The sequence below is a fragment of the Castellaniella hirudinis genome, from assembly GCF_042651965.1.
GTDB classification, from domain to species: domain Bacteria; phylum Pseudomonadota; class Gammaproteobacteria; order Burkholderiales; family Burkholderiaceae_B; genus Castellaniella; species Castellaniella hirudinis.
In genome coordinates, this window is sequence record NZ_JBHSDY010000011.1 from 1 (window position 1) to 19,252 (window position 19,252).

At 67.5% G+C, this 19,252-nt stretch carries 17 protein-coding genes and 1 tRNA gene; 4 read left to right on the forward strand and 14 right to left on the reverse strand.

All coding sequences use genetic code 11. The annotated features are described in order from the left end of the window. Positions 1-376: 376 nt before the first annotated feature. The 11 genes from ACFO0J_RS16525 to ACFO0J_RS16575 all read right to left on the reverse strand — a co-directional run bounded on the left by ACFO0J_RS16525 (position 377) and on the right by ACFO0J_RS16575 (position 11,745). Positions 377-453, reverse strand: a tRNA-Arg gene (locus ACFO0J_RS16525). A gap of 91 nt (positions 454-544) precedes the next feature. Then, entirely contained in the window at positions 545-1,540 is a 996-nt protein-coding gene (locus tag ACFO0J_RS16530) for an FAD:protein FMN transferase (protein ID WP_376814188.1), read from the reverse strand. After that, positions 1,537-2,136, reverse strand: a complete 600-nt coding sequence (locus ACFO0J_RS16535) for a nitrous oxide reductase accessory protein NosL (protein ID WP_376814189.1) — start codon at positions 2,134-2,136, stop codon at positions 1,537-1,539. The genes ACFO0J_RS16530 and ACFO0J_RS16535 overlap by 4 nt, the downstream gene beginning before the upstream one ends. Then, on the reverse strand, positions 2,133-2,963 hold the full coding sequence (locus ACFO0J_RS16540) for an ABC transporter permease (protein ID WP_376814190.1): 831 nt from the start codon (positions 2,961-2,963) through the stop codon (positions 2,133-2,135). The genes ACFO0J_RS16535 and ACFO0J_RS16540 overlap by 4 nt, the downstream gene beginning before the upstream one ends. Continuing rightward, positions 2,960-3,862: an ABC transporter ATP-binding protein gene (locus ACFO0J_RS16545; RefSeq protein WP_376814191.1), complete on the reverse strand. Its 903-nt coding sequence runs from the start codon at positions 3,860-3,862 to the stop codon at positions 2,960-2,962. The genes ACFO0J_RS16540 and ACFO0J_RS16545 overlap by 4 nt, the downstream gene beginning before the upstream one ends. After that, positions 3,859-5,136, reverse strand: coding sequence for a nitrous oxide reductase family maturation protein NosD (locus tag ACFO0J_RS16550; RefSeq protein WP_376814192.1), 1,278 nt, complete (start codon positions 5,134-5,136; stop codon positions 3,859-3,861). Before ACFO0J_RS16550 ends, ACFO0J_RS16545 begins: the two co-directional genes overlap by 4 nt. Before the next feature lie 23 nt (positions 5,137-5,159). Beyond that, positions 5,160-7,064, reverse strand: a complete 1,905-nt coding sequence (gene nosZ, locus ACFO0J_RS16555) for a TAT-dependent nitrous-oxide reductase (protein WP_376814193.1) — start codon at positions 7,062-7,064, stop codon at positions 5,160-5,162. A 57-nt stretch (positions 7,065-7,121) separates the two neighbouring features. Then, complete coding sequence (locus ACFO0J_RS16560) at positions 7,122-9,479, reverse strand: 4Fe-4S binding protein (protein ID WP_376814194.1); 2,358 nt, start codon at positions 9,477-9,479, stop codon at positions 7,122-7,124. A 158-nt stretch (positions 9,480-9,637) separates the two neighbouring features. Continuing rightward, positions 9,638-10,270: a DNA-3-methyladenine glycosylase gene (locus ACFO0J_RS16565; protein WP_376814195.1), complete on the reverse strand. Its 633-nt coding sequence runs from the start codon at positions 10,268-10,270 to the stop codon at positions 9,638-9,640. Between the two features lie 22 nt (positions 10,271-10,292). Next, entirely contained in the window at positions 10,293-11,333 is a 1,041-nt protein-coding gene (locus ACFO0J_RS16570) for an adenosine deaminase (protein WP_376814196.1), read from the reverse strand. Between the two features lie 31 nt (positions 11,334-11,364). Next, positions 11,365-11,745, reverse strand: a complete 381-nt coding sequence (locus tag ACFO0J_RS16575) for a DUF423 domain-containing protein (RefSeq protein WP_376814197.1) — start codon at positions 11,743-11,745, stop codon at positions 11,365-11,367. A gap of 147 nt (positions 11,746-11,892) precedes the next feature. Between ACFO0J_RS16575 and ACFO0J_RS16580 the strand changes: the two genes are divergently transcribed. The 3 genes from ACFO0J_RS16580 to ACFO0J_RS16590 all read left to right on the forward strand — a co-directional run bounded on the left by ACFO0J_RS16580 (position 11,893) and on the right by ACFO0J_RS16590 (position 14,682). Beyond that, positions 11,893-13,569, forward strand: coding sequence for an acyl-CoA dehydrogenase family protein (locus ACFO0J_RS16580; RefSeq protein ID WP_376814198.1), 1,677 nt, complete (start codon positions 11,893-11,895; stop codon positions 13,567-13,569). Between the two features lie 67 nt (positions 13,570-13,636). Beyond that, on the forward strand, positions 13,637-14,182 hold the full coding sequence (locus ACFO0J_RS16585) for a thermonuclease family protein (protein ID WP_376814199.1): 546 nt from the start codon (positions 13,637-13,639) through the stop codon (positions 14,180-14,182). Positions 14,183-14,184: 2 nt separating this feature from the next. Next, entirely contained in the window at positions 14,185-14,682 is a 498-nt protein-coding gene (locus ACFO0J_RS16590) for a DUF1178 family protein (RefSeq protein WP_376814200.1), read from the forward strand. A gap of 100 nt (positions 14,683-14,782) precedes the next feature. On the opposite strand, the gene efp is transcribed toward ACFO0J_RS16590, so the two are convergent. The 3 genes from efp to ACFO0J_RS16605 all read right to left on the reverse strand — a co-directional run bounded on the left by efp (position 14,783) and on the right by ACFO0J_RS16605 (position 17,822). Further along, positions 14,783-15,340 carry an elongation factor P gene (gene efp, locus ACFO0J_RS16595; protein WP_376814201.1) on the reverse strand — a complete coding sequence of 186 codons (558 nt, stop codon included), beginning with the start codon at positions 15,338-15,340 and terminating at the stop codon, positions 14,783-14,785. Between the two features lie 63 nt (positions 15,341-15,403). After that, on the reverse strand, positions 15,404-16,522 hold the full coding sequence (earP, locus tag ACFO0J_RS16600; protein WP_376814372.1) for an elongation factor P maturation arginine rhamnosyltransferase EarP: 1,119 nt from the start codon (positions 16,520-16,522) through the stop codon (positions 15,404-15,406). 97 nt (positions 16,523-16,619) lie between these two features. Then, the gene (locus ACFO0J_RS16605; RefSeq protein ID WP_376814202.1) at positions 16,620-17,822 is read right to left on the reverse strand and encodes a DUF2863 family protein; all 1,203 of its coding nucleotides are present in this window, start codon (positions 17,820-17,822) and stop codon (positions 16,620-16,622) included. Between the two features lie 216 nt (positions 17,823-18,038). Here ACFO0J_RS16605 and ACFO0J_RS16610 point away from each other — a divergent pair, with 216 nt between their 5' ends. After that, positions 18,039-19,217, forward strand: coding sequence for an MFS transporter (locus ACFO0J_RS16610; protein ID WP_376814203.1), 1,179 nt, complete (start codon positions 18,039-18,041; stop codon positions 19,215-19,217). Positions 19,218-19,252 lie beyond the last annotated feature (35 nt).

Sequence of the window (19,252 nt, forward strand, 5' to 3'; positions counted from 1 at the left end):
CCCGGTAGAATTTGAGAGACGCCATTTTTTGAAAACCGGGACTGTCTAGAAAATCCGGGTCGATTCAAAGCATGAGTTAAAATAACTCACGTCCCTCTAGCATGGGGCAGTAGTGTAGGCTACAAAATCGCTGCGGGTCGGGGCTGGAACCCCCTCTCGCAGCACTCTCAAAGACACAGACGTCTAGGAAAATCCCTGTACGTCCAGCCGTGTCGCCACAACTCTACCCGCAAACAAAAAATCCTTCAGCGACACTTGCGTCGCCGTACCCCCTCGATGTGGGGTTAAACATGGGGTTAAATTCCCACAATAAAAAAACCGCCTAGGTTGTTGGCCCCTAGGCGGTTTCTAACCTGTTGAAACAACAGGGTAATTCTGGCGCGGCTGGCAGGATTCGAACCCACGACCCCTTGGTTCGTAGCCAAGTACTCTATCCAACTGAGCTACAGCCGCTAAAGAAGCAAGATTATAACGTGCTTTTCAAGGCTTGTCATCTCGCTGTTGCCGGTGCTTTTTCAAGCATGATTTCCGGCATTTTTTCCAATTATCCCAGGCGGATCAGGGTGCCGTCATCCGGCGCCATCAGCCATGCCTGAACTGGAAAGCGCGAAATCATACCACGGATCGTGTCGGCGGGCATTTGGGCAAAGGCCGTGGACAGCGCATCGGCGGTCGTGGCGTCGGGCGCGCGCACGGTGACGCTGCGCCAGCGCGGCGTGGCCTGGCCCGTGTGCGGATCGAACAGGTGCGTGTAGCGCCCGCCGGCGTCCAGCGGCGTGCCGTAGCCGCCTGAGGTGGCCAGCGCCTGATTCGACAAGTCGATGGTCTCCAGGACGCGGCTGGGTTCCCGGGGGTCGGCGATACCGGCGCGCCAGGGGCGGCCGGGTCCGGGCGAGCCCAGGCTCCGGGCTTCGCCCAGGTCGATCATGGCGTGTTCCAGGCCGTTGGCGCGCAGCAGTTCAGTCACCCGGTCGGTGATGTAGCCCTGGGCGATGCCGTTCAGGGTCAGCGCCATGCCGGGGCGTTCCAGCACGATGGCGTCCGCCTCGATGCGGATGGCGCGGTAGTCCACCTTGGCCAGCGCGGCCCGCAGTTCGGCGGGATCGGGAGGCAGCGGCAGGCCGGCGAGCACGCGGGCGGCGTACAGGTCCCACAGTGTCTGCACGCTGGGGTCGAACAGGCCGCCGGTCCGGTCGCCGAAGGCGATGGACTGGGACAGCAGGCGGCTCAGGTCCAGGGGCGGCGCGTCCAGGCGGCCGGCGCGATTCAGGCGCACCAGGGCGCTGTCCTCGCGGTACAGGCTGAAGACCTGTTCCAGGCGATGGACTTCGGCCACGGCCATGCGCACCAGCCGTTCGGCGTGGGCGCGGTCGGGGTGCAGCAGTTGCAACTGCGCGTCGGCGCCCAGCGCGACGCCGCGCCAGGTGACCGGCTCCGGCAGGGCGCCCGGGGTGTTCAGGGCGGCGCGCAGAGAGCCCGGTCCGACCAGGGCGGCGCTGGCGGCGAGGATGCCGAGGAAACGGCGGCGAGGGGTGTTCATGAGGAGGCTCCGACGGGTTCCAGGTCCGCGCGGGGGGCGAGTTCGGGGGCGCGCAGGACATAGTCTTCCGGCATGTTCTGGAAGCTGACGATGCGCCCGCCGTGCCGCTCGGCGAAGGCGCGGGCATCCTCCAGCCGGGCAAAAGGCAGGGCGTCGGGCGCGCCCATGCCGCCCACCGCGCCGCTTTCGATCAGGTAATGGGCCGTCGTGGCGTCGATCCAGGCGTCCGCAGGCGGATTGCCGTCCGCGCCCGCGCGGCCCATGTCCTGCACGTAGATGGCGAGGACGGTCTTGGGCTCTTCGGGCAGGATGGTGTAGGCAAAGACTTCGCGGATGGTGGAAAACCAGACCGGGACGTCCCGGTCGCGCAACAGGATCTGGCCCTTGGGACCGATGTGTTCGTAGAGATTCATGCCGCAATAGTGGCCGACAGCCTCATCGGTCATCGCCACGGGAGTAGGTGGGGGAGAGGACGCGTCCTGCCGGCCGCCGCAGCCGGCCAGCAGGGCCGCCAGCCCCAGCGCCGCACCGGCCAAAGCCAGCCGCAGTGCGCCCGACGGGTGTGATGAAGCAGGGGCTTGATGAGCAAAAGTCACAGCGCCCTCCGGTTGAAAGCCAGGGACGCCAGGCCGAAGGGGACCGCGATCCACAAAAGCTGGGCCAGCAGCAGGACGCTGGTGGACAGCGTCGCCTGCTCGCTCAGGCCGGCCATGCCGGCGAACATGGCGATGTTCTCGTGGCCGGTCAGGTTCAGCAGGCGATAGACGTCGGTCGGGTTGAACAGCAGGATGGCATTGAGCAGCGGGGCCGTGATGACCCGGCCCTGGTCGGCGACCAGCACGCCCAGCAGCGCCATGTCGTAGATCACCACCAGGAACAGCCAGACGCCGATGGCGATGCCGGCGGCCGTGGCGCGTTCCTGGACCAGCGCGCTGATCAGGTAGCCCAGCGACAGAAAGCAGGCGCCCAGCAGGATGCTGGCGAGGATCAGCAGGGCGAAGGGCGTCCAGGCCGCCAGGTCCAGCCCGCCGTGCGCCAGTTGCAGCGTCAGCCCGGCGATGCCGTAGCCTGCGCCCGTGGCCAGCGCCAGGATGGCCAGGTGGCCCAGGAACTTGCCCATCATCACCTGGCGGCGAGCGACCGGATAGCTGAGCAGCAGGGCCATGGTGCCGCGTTCGATCTCGCCCACGATGGCGTCGTAGGACAGCAGCATGGCGATCAGCGGGATCAGGAAGATCGACAGGCTGGACAGGCTGACGACCGTGACGGTCAGGGGATCGACCTTGACGGTGCCGGTCGGCGCGCTGCCCAGGAAGCCCAGCGACAGGGCCAGCATGGCCAGCAGCGCGGTGATCGCCAGCACCCAGCGGTTGCGCAGGCCGTCGCGGATTTCCTTGCGGATCAGGATCAGGGTCGGATTCATGCGTCCTCCCGGCGCAGGAATTGCGCGTACATTTCGTCGAGCCCGGGATGTTCCAGTTCGATGTCGCGGATGTCGGGCATGGCCTGGGCGTCGCGCAGCCGGCGCAGCTTGTCGGCCTCGGCGCAGGTGAGTTCGATGCGGCCGGCGCCGAGGCGCCGCCAGCCTTCGGGGAGCTGGATGGGATCCGTGTCCAGCGTCAGGCGGATGCGGACCGGCAGGTCGGCTTCGCGGCGCAGATCGCCCAGAGAGCCGTCGGCGATCTTGCCGCCCTTGCGCATGACGATGACGCGGTCGGCCAGTCCTTCGAGTTCGGCCAGGGCGTGGGTGGACAGCAGGATGGCGGCCCCGGCGTCGCGCAGTTCGCGCACGATATCGTAGAACAGCAGCCGGGAGGCCGGGTCCAGGCCGGTGGTGGGCTCGTCCAGCAGCAGCACCCGGGGTGAACCGAGCAGGGCCTGGGCCAGGGCCAGGCGCTGGCGCATGCCTTTGGAATAGCCGCCCACGCGCCGTTTGGCGGCTTCGGCGATGCCGACGCGCGACAGCAGGGCGGCGTTGCCGTCGGTGGGCAGGCCTTTCAGGCGGGCGTAGAAGGCCAGGGTCTCGGCGCCCGTCAGCGAAGGATGCAGGGCCACGGTTTCCGGCAGATAGCCGATGTGGCGGCGGGCGCGGGCGGCGGCCGGCGTGCCGGCGGTTTCACCCAGGACGCGCACCGAGCCGGCCTCCGGACGGATCAGGCCCAGGATCAGCTTGATCAGGGTGCTTTTGCCGGCGCCGTTGTGGCCGGCCAGGATCACGCATTCGCCGGGTTCGATGAACAGGCTGACGCTGTCCACGGCCTTCAGCGCGGCGTAGCGTTTGGTGACCGATCTCAGTTCGATCGGGGGCGCCGTAACGGTCATGGCAGGGCCTCGAATTTTTTCAGGGTCGGCGTGGCCGGCACCCCCATCAGGGGGGCGCTGTCGATCACGCCGCCGGGCAGGATCGCGGGAAACTGGGACTGGGCCCAGCGGACGATGGACACGGCCGGGCTGTTCAGCAGCAGCCGCGCATTGGGCGCGCGCCAGACGACCTGATCGATCAGGCCGTTGGGGCGGTAGGCGGTGTCGGCGATGCCGTCACCATCCAGGTCGAAGGCGGACAGGTCGGACCAGTAGTTGCCGCGTCCTTCCTGCGACCATTCCAGGAAGCGGGTGCCGACGTATTTCACCTGGTTCTGGTTGCCGACGAAGGCATTGCCATGGATGCGGTTGCCCTCGGAACCGGTGTAATGCACGCCGATGCCGCAGTCCTGGAAATGGTTGTCGGCCAGTTCGTTCAAGTTGGCGTTGTAGACGAACACGCATTTTTCGGCGCGCACGATGACGTTGCCGTCGATCACGGAATCGTCCGTGGCGTTGAGCATCAGGCCCTGATGCGCGTTGTCGACGGCGATGTTGCCGCGCACGGTCAGGCGGCGCGAGAACATGATGGCGTAGCCGATCTCGTTGCCGCGCGACACGTTGTCGCTGACCTCGCTGTCGTTGGTGTACATATAGTGCACCGCGTAGCGCAGCTTGTGGAAGACGTTGCGGCTGAAGGTGTTCTCGCGGCTGTTGTTCGAGAAGATGCCGTCGCGGCCTTCGGAAATATCGTTGTCCAGCACCTTGGAGCCTGGGGCGTTCCAGACGGTCACGCCGTTGCCGCGTTCGTTGACGCGCAATCCGGTGTTGCCGACGATGCGGTTGCGTTCCACCAGGGCGTCGTGCGCGCCCCACAGGTAAACGCCGACGGAGTTGTCGATGATGTCGTTGTCCGCGACGTGGGCGCGGGCAGCGGTCTTGTCCAGGAAAATGCCGGCGTCCATGTCGGGCAGGCTCAGGCCCGAATGGCGGACGGTCAGGTGGCGCAGGGTGACGTCCTCGGCCTGGACCCAGATCGTGCGGCCGGTGCGCTCGCCCAGGATGCGGGCGCTGCGGTCCTCCGGGCCTTGCAGGGTCAGGGGCTTGGCGATCACCAGGTTGCCGGAGTAGTCCCCCGGCGCCAGACGCAGCACGTCGCCCGGCGCCGCCGCCGCGACGGCGGCCCGCAGGTCGGAACCCGCGGGCACGTCGATCTCGGCAGCGGCCGCCACGGCGCTGGCGATCGAAATCATCAGCGCAGTCGTAACAGAAACCAGGGCGGTCGGGTGACGCATGGACATCAAACCTTCAATGAACATCAGGCCTTCTTCGGCTTCACGTACATCTGGCCCGACATTTCCATGTGCAGCGCGTGGCAGAACCACTGGCAGTAGTACCAGTGCACGCCGGGGCGCGAGGCCGTGAAGGTGACCGAGGACGTCGCCTGGGGTCCGATTTCCATGGCGATGCCGTAGCCGGTCATGGTGAAGCCGTGGGTCAGGTCCTCGATGCGCTCCATATTGGTGACCACGACGGTGACTTCGTCGCCCTCGTTGACCTCGAAGCTGGGCAGGCTGAACACCGGCGCGATGGCGACCATGTAGACGCGCACCTTGTTGCCGTCGCGGATCACGTTGGCGGCGGATTCCAGGGTGACGCCGTCCTTGGCGGCCATCTGGCGGGCGTCTTCCCACATGGGGTCGTTGCGGTCCCAGATGTGCAGCGGGCGGACCTTGGAACGGTGCACCAGCAGCATGTCGTGCGGCTCGGCGAAGCTGGGGCCGTCGTGCACCAGCTTCATCTCGTCGCCGGAGATGTCGATCAACTGATCGTTTTCCGGCTTCAGGGGGCCGACGTTCAGGAAGCGGTCCTTGGAGAACTTGTTCAGCGACACCAGCCACTTGCCGTCGGCTTCCTTGGTTTCGCCCATGGTGGTGTGGTTGTGGCCGGGCTGGTAGTGCACGTCCAGCTTCTGGATGATGGGATCGACCTTTTCGCCCTGGTAGGCCTGCTTGGCCTTCTCGATGTTCCACTTGCACATCTGGCTGTCGATGAACAGCGTGGTGTAGGCGTTGCCGCGGCCGTCGAAGGCCGTGTGCAGGGGGCCCAGGCCCAGTTGCGGTTCGGCGACGACCACGTCGCGTTCCTTGATCTTGCCGGCGAACAGGTCGTCGAGCTTGCGCACGTCGATGACGGTGACGGTGGGCGAGAGCTTGCCGTTGAACACCACGTGGATGCCGTCGGGCGCGGCATTGCAGCCGTGCGGCGAGTTGGGCACCGGGATGTAGCGCGTGTATTTCGAGCCCTTGCGGCCGTCGATGACGGGCACGCCGTTCATTTCCTTGTAGTCGCCGTTCTTGACGGCTTCTTCGATGAGCTTGATGTTGAACACCACCGCCCAGTCCTGCTCGTTGGCGGACATCTCGGTGACGCTCAGGCCCTTCTCGGAGTTGTAGCAGGTGGCGAAGGAGTACTTGCCCTGGTAGTCGGCGTCGCCGTTGTCCAGGTTGCCGTCGACCATGACCTGCCAGGCCACTTTCATGGTCTCGCCGTCCACGGCGGTGTAGATGGCCCAGAAGTTCTTCTTCGGGTCGTCCATCACGGAGCCGTCGTTGGGCAGCGGCACGATGTGCTCGCCGTTGCAGAAGACGTAGCCGGTCTTCGGATAGCGTTGCGGACGCAGGCCGTGGATGCCGTCGGCGTTGGGGATCTCGATGATCTTGTCGGTCTTCATCACATCGCAGCGGATGCGGGCCACGCGGGTGTTGGCCTTGTCGTTGATGTAGATGTAGCGACCATCGTAGGTGTTGTCCGTGAAGGACATGTGGGGATGGTGCGCGTCGCCGTTGGGCAGCACGCCGCCGATGGACTCGGAGAACTTGAGCGTGGCCGGCGTCAGGCCCTCGTTCAGGATCTTGCGGCTTTCATTGGTGCGGCCCCAGCCCGTGGCGCTGCACATGTTGAAGACCGGGATGCGCATCAGTTCGCGCATGGACGGCAGGCCCAGGATGCGGACTTCGCCCGACTGGCCGCCGGAATTGAAGGCATAGTATTCGTCCAGATCACCGGGGGCGACTTCGACGCTCTGATGGCCTTTCTGCTTGTCGTCCTTGGCGTTGGCCGTCAGGTGGGTGGCGCCGACGGCGGCGGCCCCCGTCAGTGCGGCGGTGCCGAGGAATCCTCGCCGGCTCAGGCCGGATTTGTCGCTGGTGTGGTCGGACATGGTGTACTCCCTAGGGTTGTAGGCATAGCGTCCAGGCTCGGTGGCCGGGTGCGGGCGCTATGGGTTCGACGAAACGGGTTCAGATTCGGACGGGTCGCGCGGGCGCACGGTCGGCTTGCGGCTGGCGACGATTTCGCCCGGGATGCCGGCGTCCGGCGGCGGCGCCTTGTGGCGCTTGAGCTTGGCGTTCTTCTGGATCAGGTGCGGGCAGCGCTTGTCGTTGTGATAGAGCTGCTGGCAGTTCAGGCACTGGATGCACTCGTTCGGGTTGATGTCGCCTTCCGGGTTGATGGCCTGCACGGGGCAGTCCACGGCGCAGAGCTGGCAGGGGTTGCCGCAGGTCTTGTAGCGGCGCAGCCAGTCGAAGATCCGCAGCCGCGCCGGGATCGCCAGGGCCGCGCCCAGCGGGCACAGGTAGCGGCAGTAGAAGCGTTCGATGAACAGCCCCGCCAGCAGCAGCACGGCGGCGAAGATCACGAAGGGCCAGTCGCGCACGAACTTCAGGATGATCGCGGTCTTGAAGGGTTCGACTTCGGCGAATTTTTCCGCCGTGCCCAGCTCGTACAGCGAGATGCCGAACAGCACCAGGAAAATCAGATACTTCAAGCCGGCCAGCCGGGTGTTCAGGCCGTGCGGCACCTTGATCTGGGGCACGCGCAGTTTCCGCGCGGCCTGGTTGGTCAGCTCCTGCAGGGCGCCGAAGGGACACAGCCAGCCGCAGAACGCCCCCCGGTTCCAGAACAGCAGGGACATGGCCGTGGCGATCCACAGGATGAACACGATCGGGTCCATCAGGAAATATTCCCAACTGAAGTCCGTGCGCAGCGAGGTGGTGAAGGTGAGCACGTTGACGACCGAGAGTTGCGCCTGGGCGTACCAGCCGATCCAGAACAGCGTGAAGATCAGGAACACTGTGCGGAAGCGCCGGTAAAAGACCTCGTGCTTGACGATCTGGTTCTGGAAGAAGAACACCATGATCAGGGTCAGCAGCGCGATCGAGACGATGACGATCTGCACGGTCTTGGCGACCCAGATCTGTTTCCACAGCGGCGGCGCTGCGTCGGCTTCGTCGTCGGACGGAGCGGCCTGGGCGGCGTCCGCCGGGGCGCCGGCCTGCGCGGCCGGTGCCGGCGCCACCGCGTCGAGCCTGGTGTAGGCCTGCGGCAGGGTGTAGTTCAGGTTGAAGGCGGTGAACGCCTTTTCCTTGACGTTGATGACGCGTTGCACCATCAGTTGCAGGCGCCAGGGCTCGGTCGGGTCGAAGACGGCGTCCGTGGGTACGGTGAACAGCGCGATTTCCTTGAACCGGGGGACGCCGGCCGCCATCAGATCGGCCAGACGCTGGTGATCCAGGTCGGTGAAGTGGAAGCTGTTTTCTTCCTGGACGACCTCGATGCGGTCGAAGACCCCGCCGCGCACATAGCCCGAACCCTTGAAGGAATAGGGACCGTTGCCGGCGATCAGCACGGCTTGCTGGCCGGGCTTGAGCCGGTCGCGCAGGTAGTTGTATTCGGCGTCGCCCAGCAGGCTGCGGCCGATACCGGGGGCGCTGACCAGGGCGGCGTACAGGTCGATGAAGGTGTCGTCGGGTTCGCCCGGCTCGGGGCGGTCGGCGGCGCCCGCGCGGCCGCTTTCCTCGAAGGCGCGGTTGACGTCGGCCACGCTGACGCGCAGATTGGACACCGCGCCGGCGGCCAGCAAGGCGTCCCAGGACTGGATGTCCGCCTTTTCCATGTCCACACTGCGCTTCTGTTCCGGCGCGGCCTGGGCGGCGCCGCCTTCGCGGCCGATGCCGTGGTGGCGCGCCACGGCCATGACCGATCGCGTCAGGCTGTCGCCGATGACCATCAGGGTCACGGTGGCGCCGCTGATGATGTCCACCGGCGGCGGGGCGCCCGGACGCGGCGGCTCCTTGACGTAGTTCTTGCCGACGTAGCCGTCGATGAAGGCCTGCACTTTGGTTTCGGGGATGCCGATCAGCACGATGGGCTCGTGGTGCTCGACCAGCCGGGCGCTGAGGATCGTGCCGTCCGGGGACAGTCCCACCAGCACGTCGATGGGCTTGCTGGAATAGCCCCGGGTGTTGACGGCGTCCGTGGTCACGTAGGCGTAGCCCGCCAGGGTGTCGCCCTTGTAGGCGCGGGCGATCACGGGCTTGCCTTCCGGCGGGCCGAAGCGGTCCGCGCCCGGGACGATGTCGCCGGGCTGGAACTTGCCCAGGAAGGCCTCCAGCCGCGAGCCGACGCCGACCGAGGTGCCGCTCTGGCCGAACTTGTATGCCTGTTGCGCGCCGGGGGCCGCGGCATGGGTCGCCCCGGCCGGCGAGGCGATCATACAGGACCACAACAGGAGCAGGGAGGCGGCCCAGATCAGGCCGGAGGACCATGACTGTCGAGGTGTGGCGAAGCGGCGCATGAAGGGAGGCGGATGGGTGACTGGAAGATGTCACCATCCTAGCCTTGGGGGTTAACCCTGGCCTTGCGCCGGATCAAGAAAGTCTTAAACGGGGCTGAATGTGCGGGTCGGGCGCTCGACGGAGGGCGCCCGCGGGCTACCCCGCGCGGGGGCGCCTCTTACCCTTTGTTTTTCGGCTTCGGCGCCCGGCTGACGGCCGGGTGGCCCGGCACGAAGAAGCGCAAGGGCTTGGCGGCCCACTCGCCCGCGTAGTCCACCCCGATGCGCGGGCCGGCGGCGACTTCGGCGGGCGCGGGGGCGTCGTCCCGGGCGAGCCACAGCGTGTCGCCGCACAGGTCGATGCCGTAGTGGTCCATCGTGACGCCCATGGCGCGGCACAGCCGGCCGGGGCCGCTGGTCGAGGCGTCCAGGTCCTGCACGGGAGCCAGGGCGCGCAGCAGTACGGCCGTGCCGCTGCCCTCGGGGCCGGTGACCACGTTCATGCAGTGGTACATGCCGTAGATCAGGTAGACGTAGGCGTGGCCCGGCGGGCCGAACATGGCTTTGGTGCGCGCCGTGCGTCCGCGCGAGGTGTGGGCCGCCAGATCACCGGGGCCCAGATAGGCTTCGACCTCGACGATGCGGCCGATGCGCCGGCCGTCCGGCGTGGCGTGCACCAGCAGGCGGCCCAGCAGGTCGCGGGCCACGGTTTCGGCGGGGCGGTCGTAAAACGTACGGTCCAGCCGCAGGCAGTCGCCCTGGATCGGGTCGGCAGGCGTGACGAGCTTGGCAAGCTGGGCGGGACTGAGCATGATGTGTCCGGGGGCGTGAATCTTAGCTTTGGCCTGCTGCGATCGACAGCCGATCCAGCAGACCGGCCTGTTCGGCCGGCGGCAGGAACGAGGCTTTCAGACTATTGGCGGCCAGCGTGACCAGTTCGTCGCGCGACAGGTCCAGGGCGTCGGCGCTGGCGATGTAGTTGTCCAGCACGTAGCCGCCGAAATAAGCCGGGTCGTCGGAATTCACGGTCACGACGGCGCCCGCCCGCAGCAGCTTGGCCAGATTGTGGTTGCGCAGATGATGGACCACGCCCAGTTTCAGGTTCGACAGGGGGCAGACTGTCAGGGGCACGCGGCGCCGGATCAGGTCCTGCAGCAGCGCGGGGTCTTCGCTGCTGCGCACGCCGTGGTCGATGCGGGCGACCTTGAGGGTGTCCAGGGCGCTGCGCACGTAGGCGGGCGGGCCTTCTTCGCCCGCATGGGCCACCAGACGAAAGCCCAATTCGGCGCAGCGGCCGTAGACCCGGGCGAATTTTTCCGGCGGATTGCCGCGTTCGGACGAATCCAGGCCGATGCCGATCCACAGATCGGCGTAGGCCTCGCGCAGCGGCAGGGCGGCCTCCAGCGTGGCGAAGGCCTCGTCCTCGGACAGGTGGCGCAGAAAGCTGAGCAGCAGATAGCTGCTGATCCCGAGCGTGTCGCGGGCCTCGCGCAAGGCGCGGGCCAGTCCGGCGAACACGGTCTCCAGCGCGATGCCGCGTTGGGTGTGGGTCTGGGGGTCGAACATGAGTTCGGCGTGGACGACGCCGTCGGCCTGGGCGTGGCGCAGATAGGCCATGGTCAGGTCGTAGAAGTCCTGCTCCGTGACCAGGACGCCGGCGCCGGCGTAATACAGATCCAGGAAGGACTGCAGGTCCGTGAACTGGTAGGCGTCGCGCACGGCCTGGACGTCGGCGTAGGGCAGGACGATGCCGTTGCGTCCGGCCAGCTCGAACATCATTTCCGGTTCGAGCGTGCCCTCGATGTGCAGGTGCAGTTCGGCCTTGGGCAGGGCGCGCAGCCATGCGTGCCATTCGTGATCGGGAGAGGCGGCCATCGGAGCTCCAGTCGGGCTAGACAGGGTTTTATTATAGGCAGGGGGAGCGACAGGCCGCCCAGGCGAGCGTCAGCCAGGACATGATCATCAGCAGTCCGCCGATGGGCGTGACGGCGCCCAGGGCGCGCAGGTCCGTCAGCACCAGCGCGTACAGGCTGCCGCTGAAGACGATCAGGCCGGCCAGCATCAGGCCGCCCGCCCAGGCGGCCGGCGTCGGGGCCAGGCGCGGCCACAGGGCGGCGATCAGCAGCAGCCCGGCGCCATGGATCAATTGGTAGTGGGCGGCCGTGCGCCAGACTTCCAGCAGATCGGGCGCGACCAGACGTTTCAGCCCGTGGGCGCCGAAGGCGCCGGTCGCCACACCCAGCGCCAGGGCCAGGGCGCCGCACAGAATCAGGATACGAGGAGTCACAGCAAGTCTCCGGGACGAAGGACGGATCGATTGTATCCGCGTCCGTATCCGCGCCTGTCGTGAATGCTTACGAGACGGGGCGCCGCAGCCTGGGCGTCGCCGGGGATCGCGGGTAGACTGGGGTCGTACATGGCAGGAGGACATCGGATGCATCTCGAAGACAGGGCGGCGCAGACGAATGGGGCTCAGGCGGCGTCCGGGGCCGGCCAGCCCGGGACCGACAATCAGGTGCCGGATCTGCCTGATTGCAATCTGTACCTGACGGACGAGGCCCTGGTCGAAGGCGTGCGCCGCGAAGGGGCCGGGGACCGCGAGGCCGAACTGGAAACCTGGGGCGCCCGGCTGGGCCGCGCCGATCTGTCCAGGCTGGCGGCCGAGATCAACCGCCAGGAGCCGGCGCTGCGGTCCTTCGATCGCCGGGGCGCGCGTATCGACGTGGTGGACTTCCATCCCGGGTGGTCGGAATTCCTGTCCCTGGCCTTCGCCCAGGGCATGCACGGCAGCGCCTGGACCGAACCGGGGCCGGGCGCCCAGGTCGCCCGGGCGGCGCACTACCTGATGCACGGCCAGATCGAGGCCGGTTCCTTGTGTCCGGCGACCATGACCAGCGCCGCCATTCCGCTGCTGGCGCGCGAGCCCTGGTTCGCCGCGATCCAGCCCCTGCTGGCCAGCCGCGAGTATGACGGGCGTGACGTCCCGGTGACTGAAAAACGCGCCATGATGATCGGCATGGGCATGACCGAACGGCAAGGCGGTTCGGACCTGCGCGCCAATCTGAGCCATGCCGAGCCGCTGGGCGAGGGCTGGTTCCGCCTGACGGGCCACAAATGGTTCCTGTCCTCGCCCATGTCGGACGTCCATCTGGTGCTGGCGCGCGACGGCGACGGCCATTCCTGCTTTTACATGCCCCGCTGGCTGGACGACGGCCGTCGCAATCCGGTGCGCCTGCTGCGGCTCAAGGACAAGCTGGGCAACCGTTCCAACGCCAGCGCCGAGGCCGAATTCGAGGGGGCGGCGGGGCGCCGGGTCGGCGAGCCCGGCCGGGGCATCGCCACGCTGGTCGAGATGGCGTCCTACACCCGCCTGGACTGCGTGTTGGGCAGCACGGCGCTGATGCGCCAGGCGCTGGTCCAGGGCATCCACCATGCCCGCTATCGGCGGGCTTTCGGCCGCCTGCTGATCGACCAGCCCCTGATGCGGCAGGTGCTGGCGGATCTGGCCCTGGAAAGCGAGGCCGCCACCGCCCTGGCGCTGCGCCTGGCGGGCGCCTTCGATCGCCCTGAACAGCCTGCCGAACAGGCGCTGCGCCGCCTGTTGGTGCCGGCGGCGAAGTTCTGGGTCTGCAAGCGGGCCATAGCCGTCACCGCCGAATGCATGGAAGTCTGGGGCGGCAACGGCTATGTCGAGGACGGCCCCATGCCTCGCCTGTACCGCGAGGCGCCGGTGAACTCCATCTGGGAAGGCTCCGGCAACGTCATGTGTCTGGACGTGCTGAGGGCCGCCCGGCAAGAGCCGCAGTTCGTCGCCCAGGCGGTCGACGGGCTGGCGCGGGCGCATGCCGGCGAACCGGCCCTGCGGGCTGCTGCCGACCGCCTGCTGGCCGTCCTGGCGCTCGATGCGGACGGGCAGCAGGCGATGGCCCGGATGGTGGCCCGGGATCTGGTGCTGCTGGTCCAGGCGGATCTGCTGCTGCGCCATGCGCCGCCGGGCGTGGCGCGGGCCTTCGTGGACAGCCGCCTGGGCGCGGATGGCGGGGATGCGTTCGGCGCCCGGCCGGTGATGCTGGCGTCCGACACACTGCTGCGGCGGGCCTGGCCGGATTGACCATTACAATGGGCGCATGATTTCTTTTCTGCTTCCATGCGCCCGACGCCCCGCCGCTGTTCCGGCTTTGGCGTTGCTGAGCGCCGGTGTGTGCATCGCGCTGGCGGTTCCGGCCGTCTTTGCGGCGGGACCCTATCCCTTGTCGGGCCGGGTCGTGGACGTGTCCGACGGCGACACCCTGACACTGCTGGTCGGGCGGGACCGTCATCGGGTGCGGCTGGCGAGCATCGATGCGCCGGAAACCGGCCATGGCCGCAAGCGGCCCGGCCAGCCCTATGGCCAGGCGGCCCGCAAGGCCCTGGCTGATCTGGTGGCCGGCAAGACGCTGACGCTGCAGTGCTACGAGCAGGACCGCTACGAACGCGACGTCTGCGACGTGCCGTTGCCTGGCGGCCGCACGGCCAACCGCGTCATGGTCGAGACCGGCCTGGCCTGGGCCAACCAGCAGGGCGGCGGCAAATACCTGCGGGACGACTCCCTGTCCGACCTGGAGCGCCAGGCGCGCGATCAGCGCCTGGGTCTGTGGCGCCAGGTCGGCGCCATCGCGCCCTGGGAATGGCGCTGGCAATGCTGGGATGCGCTTGAAAACGGCCGACCCACCTCCATCTGTTGATCATGGCACTCAAAGTATTCGACCTCTCGTGCGAGCATGACCACGTCTTCGAAGGCTGGTTCTCGTCCCAGGACAGCTACCAGGACCAGTTGTCCCAGGGGCTGGTGCGCTGCCCTGTCTGTCACAGCGATCAGATCACGCGCCGGGTTTCGGCGCCGCACCTGAACGTCAGCCACCTGCGGGCCGAACCCGCGCCGCGTGCCGGCCAGGCTCCGCGTGAGGAATCCGCGCCCCAGGGACGGGCCGCCGTCGCGGCGCCGTCCGGCGACCAGATGACCCGCCTGCAGGCCGAAGTCCTGCGCCAGATCCGCCGCATCGTGCGCCAGACCGATGATGTCGGCGCCGGTTTCGCCGACGAGGCCCGCCGCATGCACAGCGGTGAAATCGAAGAACGCCCCATCCGCGGCACGGCTTCGGCCGAGGAATGCCGCGAACTGGTGGACGAAGGCATCTCCATCATGCCGATCCCCGACATCCTGGACGACGATCGGCTGCAGTAGGCCGGCGGGATGCGCGGCTGGCCTGAGCGGGTCTGCCGCACGCCGGATCGCCATGAAAAAACCGGGCCTGGGCCCGGTTTTTTTACGCACAACGCAGCGATTACATCACGCGGCTGCGGTATTCGTTGGTGCGGGTGTCGATTTCGATCTTGTCGCCGATGTTGCAGAACAGCGGCACGGCCAGTTCGTAGCCGGTGTTGATCTTGGCGGGCTTCAGGACCTTGCCGGACGTATCGCCCTTGACGGCGGGTTCGGTGTAGGTGATCTCGCGCACGATGATGGTGGGCAGTTCCACCGAGATGGCGCGGCCGTCGTAGAACACGACTTCGACCGTCATGCCTTCTTCGAGGTAGTTCAGCGCGTCGCCCATGCTGTCGGCTTCGACTTCGTGCTGGTTGTATTCCTCGTCCATGAAGGCGTACATCGGGTCGGCGAAGTAGGAATAGGTGCATTCCTTGTTTTCGAGCATGACCTGCTCGAACTTTTCGTCGGCCTTGTAGACGGATTCGCTGGCGCTGCCGGTCAGCAGGTTCTTGAACTTGAGCTTGACGACGGCGGCGTTACGGCCGGACTTGTTGTATTCGGCTTTCTGGACGACGAGGGGATCGTTGCCGACCATCACGACGTTGCCAACGCGCAGTTCCTGTGCGATTTTCATGGGAAAACTCCGGGGATATCTGCCCCGAGCCAAAACGCATTCCGAGGCAATGCTGAAAAAAAACTAACTATATATTCTAACCGAAGGCGCGCCGTGGGGGCGATTCCTTAGGCAAAAATCCAGCAAATCTTGACCCAGATCGGGTCGATCGGCCAGTTCGGCGCACCAGGTGCGGCTGCGCGCGCGCCAGTCGGACCAGGCCGGTTCCGCCAGCGCAGCCGGCAGCGCCCGGGCCACGGCCGCGTCATCCAGCCGGTTCCAGGAGCGGATCAGTTCAGCGGCGGGGGCGGGCCAGCGCGCCCGGTCCAGCCAGGCCTCCAGCTTGTCCAGATGGGCGTCTTCCGCCTGGCGGTAGATCTGCCAGACCAGGGGCGAGCCGGCCCAGAGCGCCCGCACCAGGGAATCCTCGCCGCGCACGAAATTCAGGTCGCAGCAGCCCAGCAGCTCGTCGAAGCGGGCCTGGGGCACGAAAGGAATGGACACAATGCGCAGGCCGCCCTGGTCGCGCAGTGCAGCCGGGGGGCGGTCGCCGGGGGAGAGCAGCCGGACGGGCCGCTCCAGCCCGGCCAACGCCGCCTGCAGGCCCGCCAGCGGCGCGTCGGGGTAGCAGAACAGCAGCACGGTCAGGGCGTCGTCATCGGCGGGGGGCAGCGCATCGGCACGTCCGGTCAGCGCGCGCAGGCGTTCGCCGCGATCCTGTGCCTGCGCGGCTTCGTGCCGCGCCAGCAGGTCCGGTTCGCGCAGCAGCCCGCCGGTGGCCGGCGTGAAGCCGGGAAAGAAAAAGAATTTCGGCACTCCGTTGGCCTGCGGCGAGGGCAGGCCGTGGCAGCCTTCCACCCAGGGTTCGGCGCTGAGGTATTCCAGATTGATCCACAGGCAGTCGCGTCCGGCCATGGCGGCCTCAAAGGCCGGGGGCAGGGCGCAGGCAAAGGCTTCGATCACGACGCCGCCCCGGGGCGGCCGGGCCTGCCCGGCCCGGTCCCAGGCGCTGATCTGCACGCCGTCCAGGGTCTGCACGGCCGCCTGCGCGTCCAGCGCCGGCAGCAGCCGCGCCAGGACCTCGGGCCGGTCGATCCACAGGCGCACGGACTGGCCCAGCGCGGCCAGCCGACGGGCCAATCGCCAGCACACGCCTGCGTCGCCGAAGTTGTCGACGACGCGGCAGAACAGGTCAAAAGACAGAGAACCAGACACAGTCAGCCTCTACGGGTGAATCTGTGCCTGCCGAATCCGAGCCGCCTGCAAGCGATCAAGAGGGATGTCACGACCGGACGCCGTCTCAGTGAAACTGAACCGGCTCCGGATCGATTTCTTCCGGCAGCTCGGGATGCTGCATGTCGCCCAGCATATTGGGGAAGTAGGGCGTGCCGCAGTCCTCGCAGAATTCCATGGGCTGCAGGCCGGGCAGGCGGCGGATGTCCTGGACGCCGCATTCGCGCAGCAGGGCCGCGATCGTATCCCAGGTGTCGGCCTGGCCTTCGACGTCCACGTCGGGCTGGGATTCCTCGCGGCTGAGCGCGGGCCAGACACAGCCGTAAATCACGTCATTGCTCTGGCGGGTGCAGAAGCCGATGCGGTATTCCTCGATGGTCTGCTCGCCGCAAGCGATCAGTGCGGCGCGCAGGTCCGTGCCCGGGATGTGGGCGGCGGTCTGCAGCCAGGTGGCCGCGGCCTTGAGGGTCAGGGGGCGGATGCCCTGGTCGGCCTGGCGCGTGCCGGTGTAATAGGCCTCGGGACGCAGGTATTCCAGTTGGCAGCCGGTGAAGGCAGGCTCCAGGATGCGCGCGCAGCCCTCGGCCCAGCGTTCGGCGACGGCGTCCTGGGTGAGGGATTCGGCGGGCAGGGGGGATTGCCATTGGAAGACGGCTTCGCCGCGCGGCACGACCACGGCGCCGACCAGGAAGAACACGTCGGCCAGGAGGTCTTCCGGGGCTTCGGCGTCGCGCAGCGTGGGGCCGTCGCGACGCTGCCCCAGGGCGCGGTGTGCCAGCGCCTGAGTCCACGAGCGGGTTTCCTGGAACGATTGCGGCAGACGGTCGAAGCGGATCAGCGAGGGCAGCAAGGCAACCCGGGCCTGGGCGCCCAGCACGATTTCGCCCAGCAGGGTTTCGAGCGCCTGCAACTGGTCCGCGCTCAATTGGCCGTTCGGCAGCCGGTAGCGGGTCCAGGCCAGGACCGGCGCCGAGATCAGCAGCGTGTCGCAGTCCTGGTCGTCCGGACCGGGCATCAATGATTCGGAACGGGCTTCGGCCAGTTCGACCAGGATTTCGTAGGCCGCCGAACGCTGTTCGAGCAGCACGTCCAGCGCGGATTCCACGGCGCGCCCGTGACGCGCGCCCAGGGCCTTGTCCAGGGCTTCGCCCAGGCGGCTTTCCCAGTAGGTGTCTTCCAGGTGGCTGCCCGAGCGCGACAGCGACTCAGCCAGGGAAATCAGGGTCTGCGACGTACGTGACAGAGAGGATGAGCGGGAACGAGGGGCCATGGTGAACCGACAAACAGAGTAAACCTTAGTGTACCTGTACTGGGTTCAGGCTGAAGGGCGGGCCGGGTGCGTTTCATGCCGCTGTTGCCCCTTTCCTGATCCGAGGCCGGTCGCTAGAATCTTCAAAGCCATCAGCGGGATAACCGAAGCGCCAGCTCGAAACCCGATGTCCACAGTGTGCCGGCCCGGGGCCGGATCGTGCATCGGAGGATTTCCATGAGTATCCGCGTCTGGCTGCTCGCCCTGACGACTTTTGTGACCGGGCTGGCGGAAAATATCACGGTCGGCATTCTGCCTGCCTTGTCCGGGGGGCTGCACGTGACCCTGGGCGTCGCGGGCCAGCTCACCACGATCTTCTCTCTGGGCTTCGCCGCCGCCGCGCCTGCCGCGCCGTTGTTCGCCGGCCGCTGGCCCTTGCGCAATGTCTTGGGGGGCGCGTTGCTGCTGTTTGCCCTGTGCAATGTGGCGGCCGCACTCGCGCCCGGCTACGAGGTGCTGCTGGCCGCGCGCATCGGGATGGCGGCCGCCAGTGCGCTGACCTGCTGGGCGGCCACGCTGTTGGCCACCCGGCTCGTGCCTGCCGCCTATCGCGGCCGCGCCATCGGCGTGATTTTCATGGGGATCAGCGGTTCCCTGGTGCTGGGGGTGCCGGTGGGCATGCTGCTGGCCGAGGCGCTGGGCTGGCGCAGCGTGTTCGCGGGCCTGGCCGGGCTGGCCTGCGTCGCGTTGTGCGTGACCCGGCCGGGCTTGCCCGACTGGCGCGGCGGCGAGCGGATCGCGGCCTCCGTCTACGTGCGGCATCTGCGTGACGGCCGGCTCGCGGGGGCGCAGGCGGTTTCAGTCCTGATGATCGCCGGCCATTTCACCGTGTTCGCTTATCTGGCGCCCTATGCGGTGCGGGTGGCGATGGTGCCGGAGGCCTGGCTGGCGCTCTTGTTCGCCGCCTTCGGCGTTGCGGGGGTGTCGGGAGGCTATCTGGGCGGATGGCTGGCCGATGCGCTGGGTCCGCGCCGCGCCGTCGTGCTGACGCCGCTGCTGTATCTGTCCAGCCTGCTGGCGCTGCCCTGGTGCGCGTCGACGCCGTGGGCCTTTGTGCCCGCAATGATGGTCTGGGGCGGCCTGAGCTGGATGATCTCCCCCGTGGTGCAAAGCTACCTGGCGGCCGCGGGGCCTGCCACGCTGCAGGCTGGTCTGAGCCTGAACCTGTCCGCCATGCATCTGGGCGTAGGGCTGGGCACGGCGGCCGGCGGTCTGGTCGTTACCTATGCGTCCTTGTCGTCAGTCCCTTGGACAGGCGCCGCGCTGGCCGCCGTGGCGGTGATGTGCGCCGCCACGGCGGCGTGGTCGACGAATCCGGGGCGTGGCGCTGAAGATGCCGCTGTGGTCCGGAAATGAAAAAAGCCCGGAACCGAGGTTCCGGGCTTTTCAAG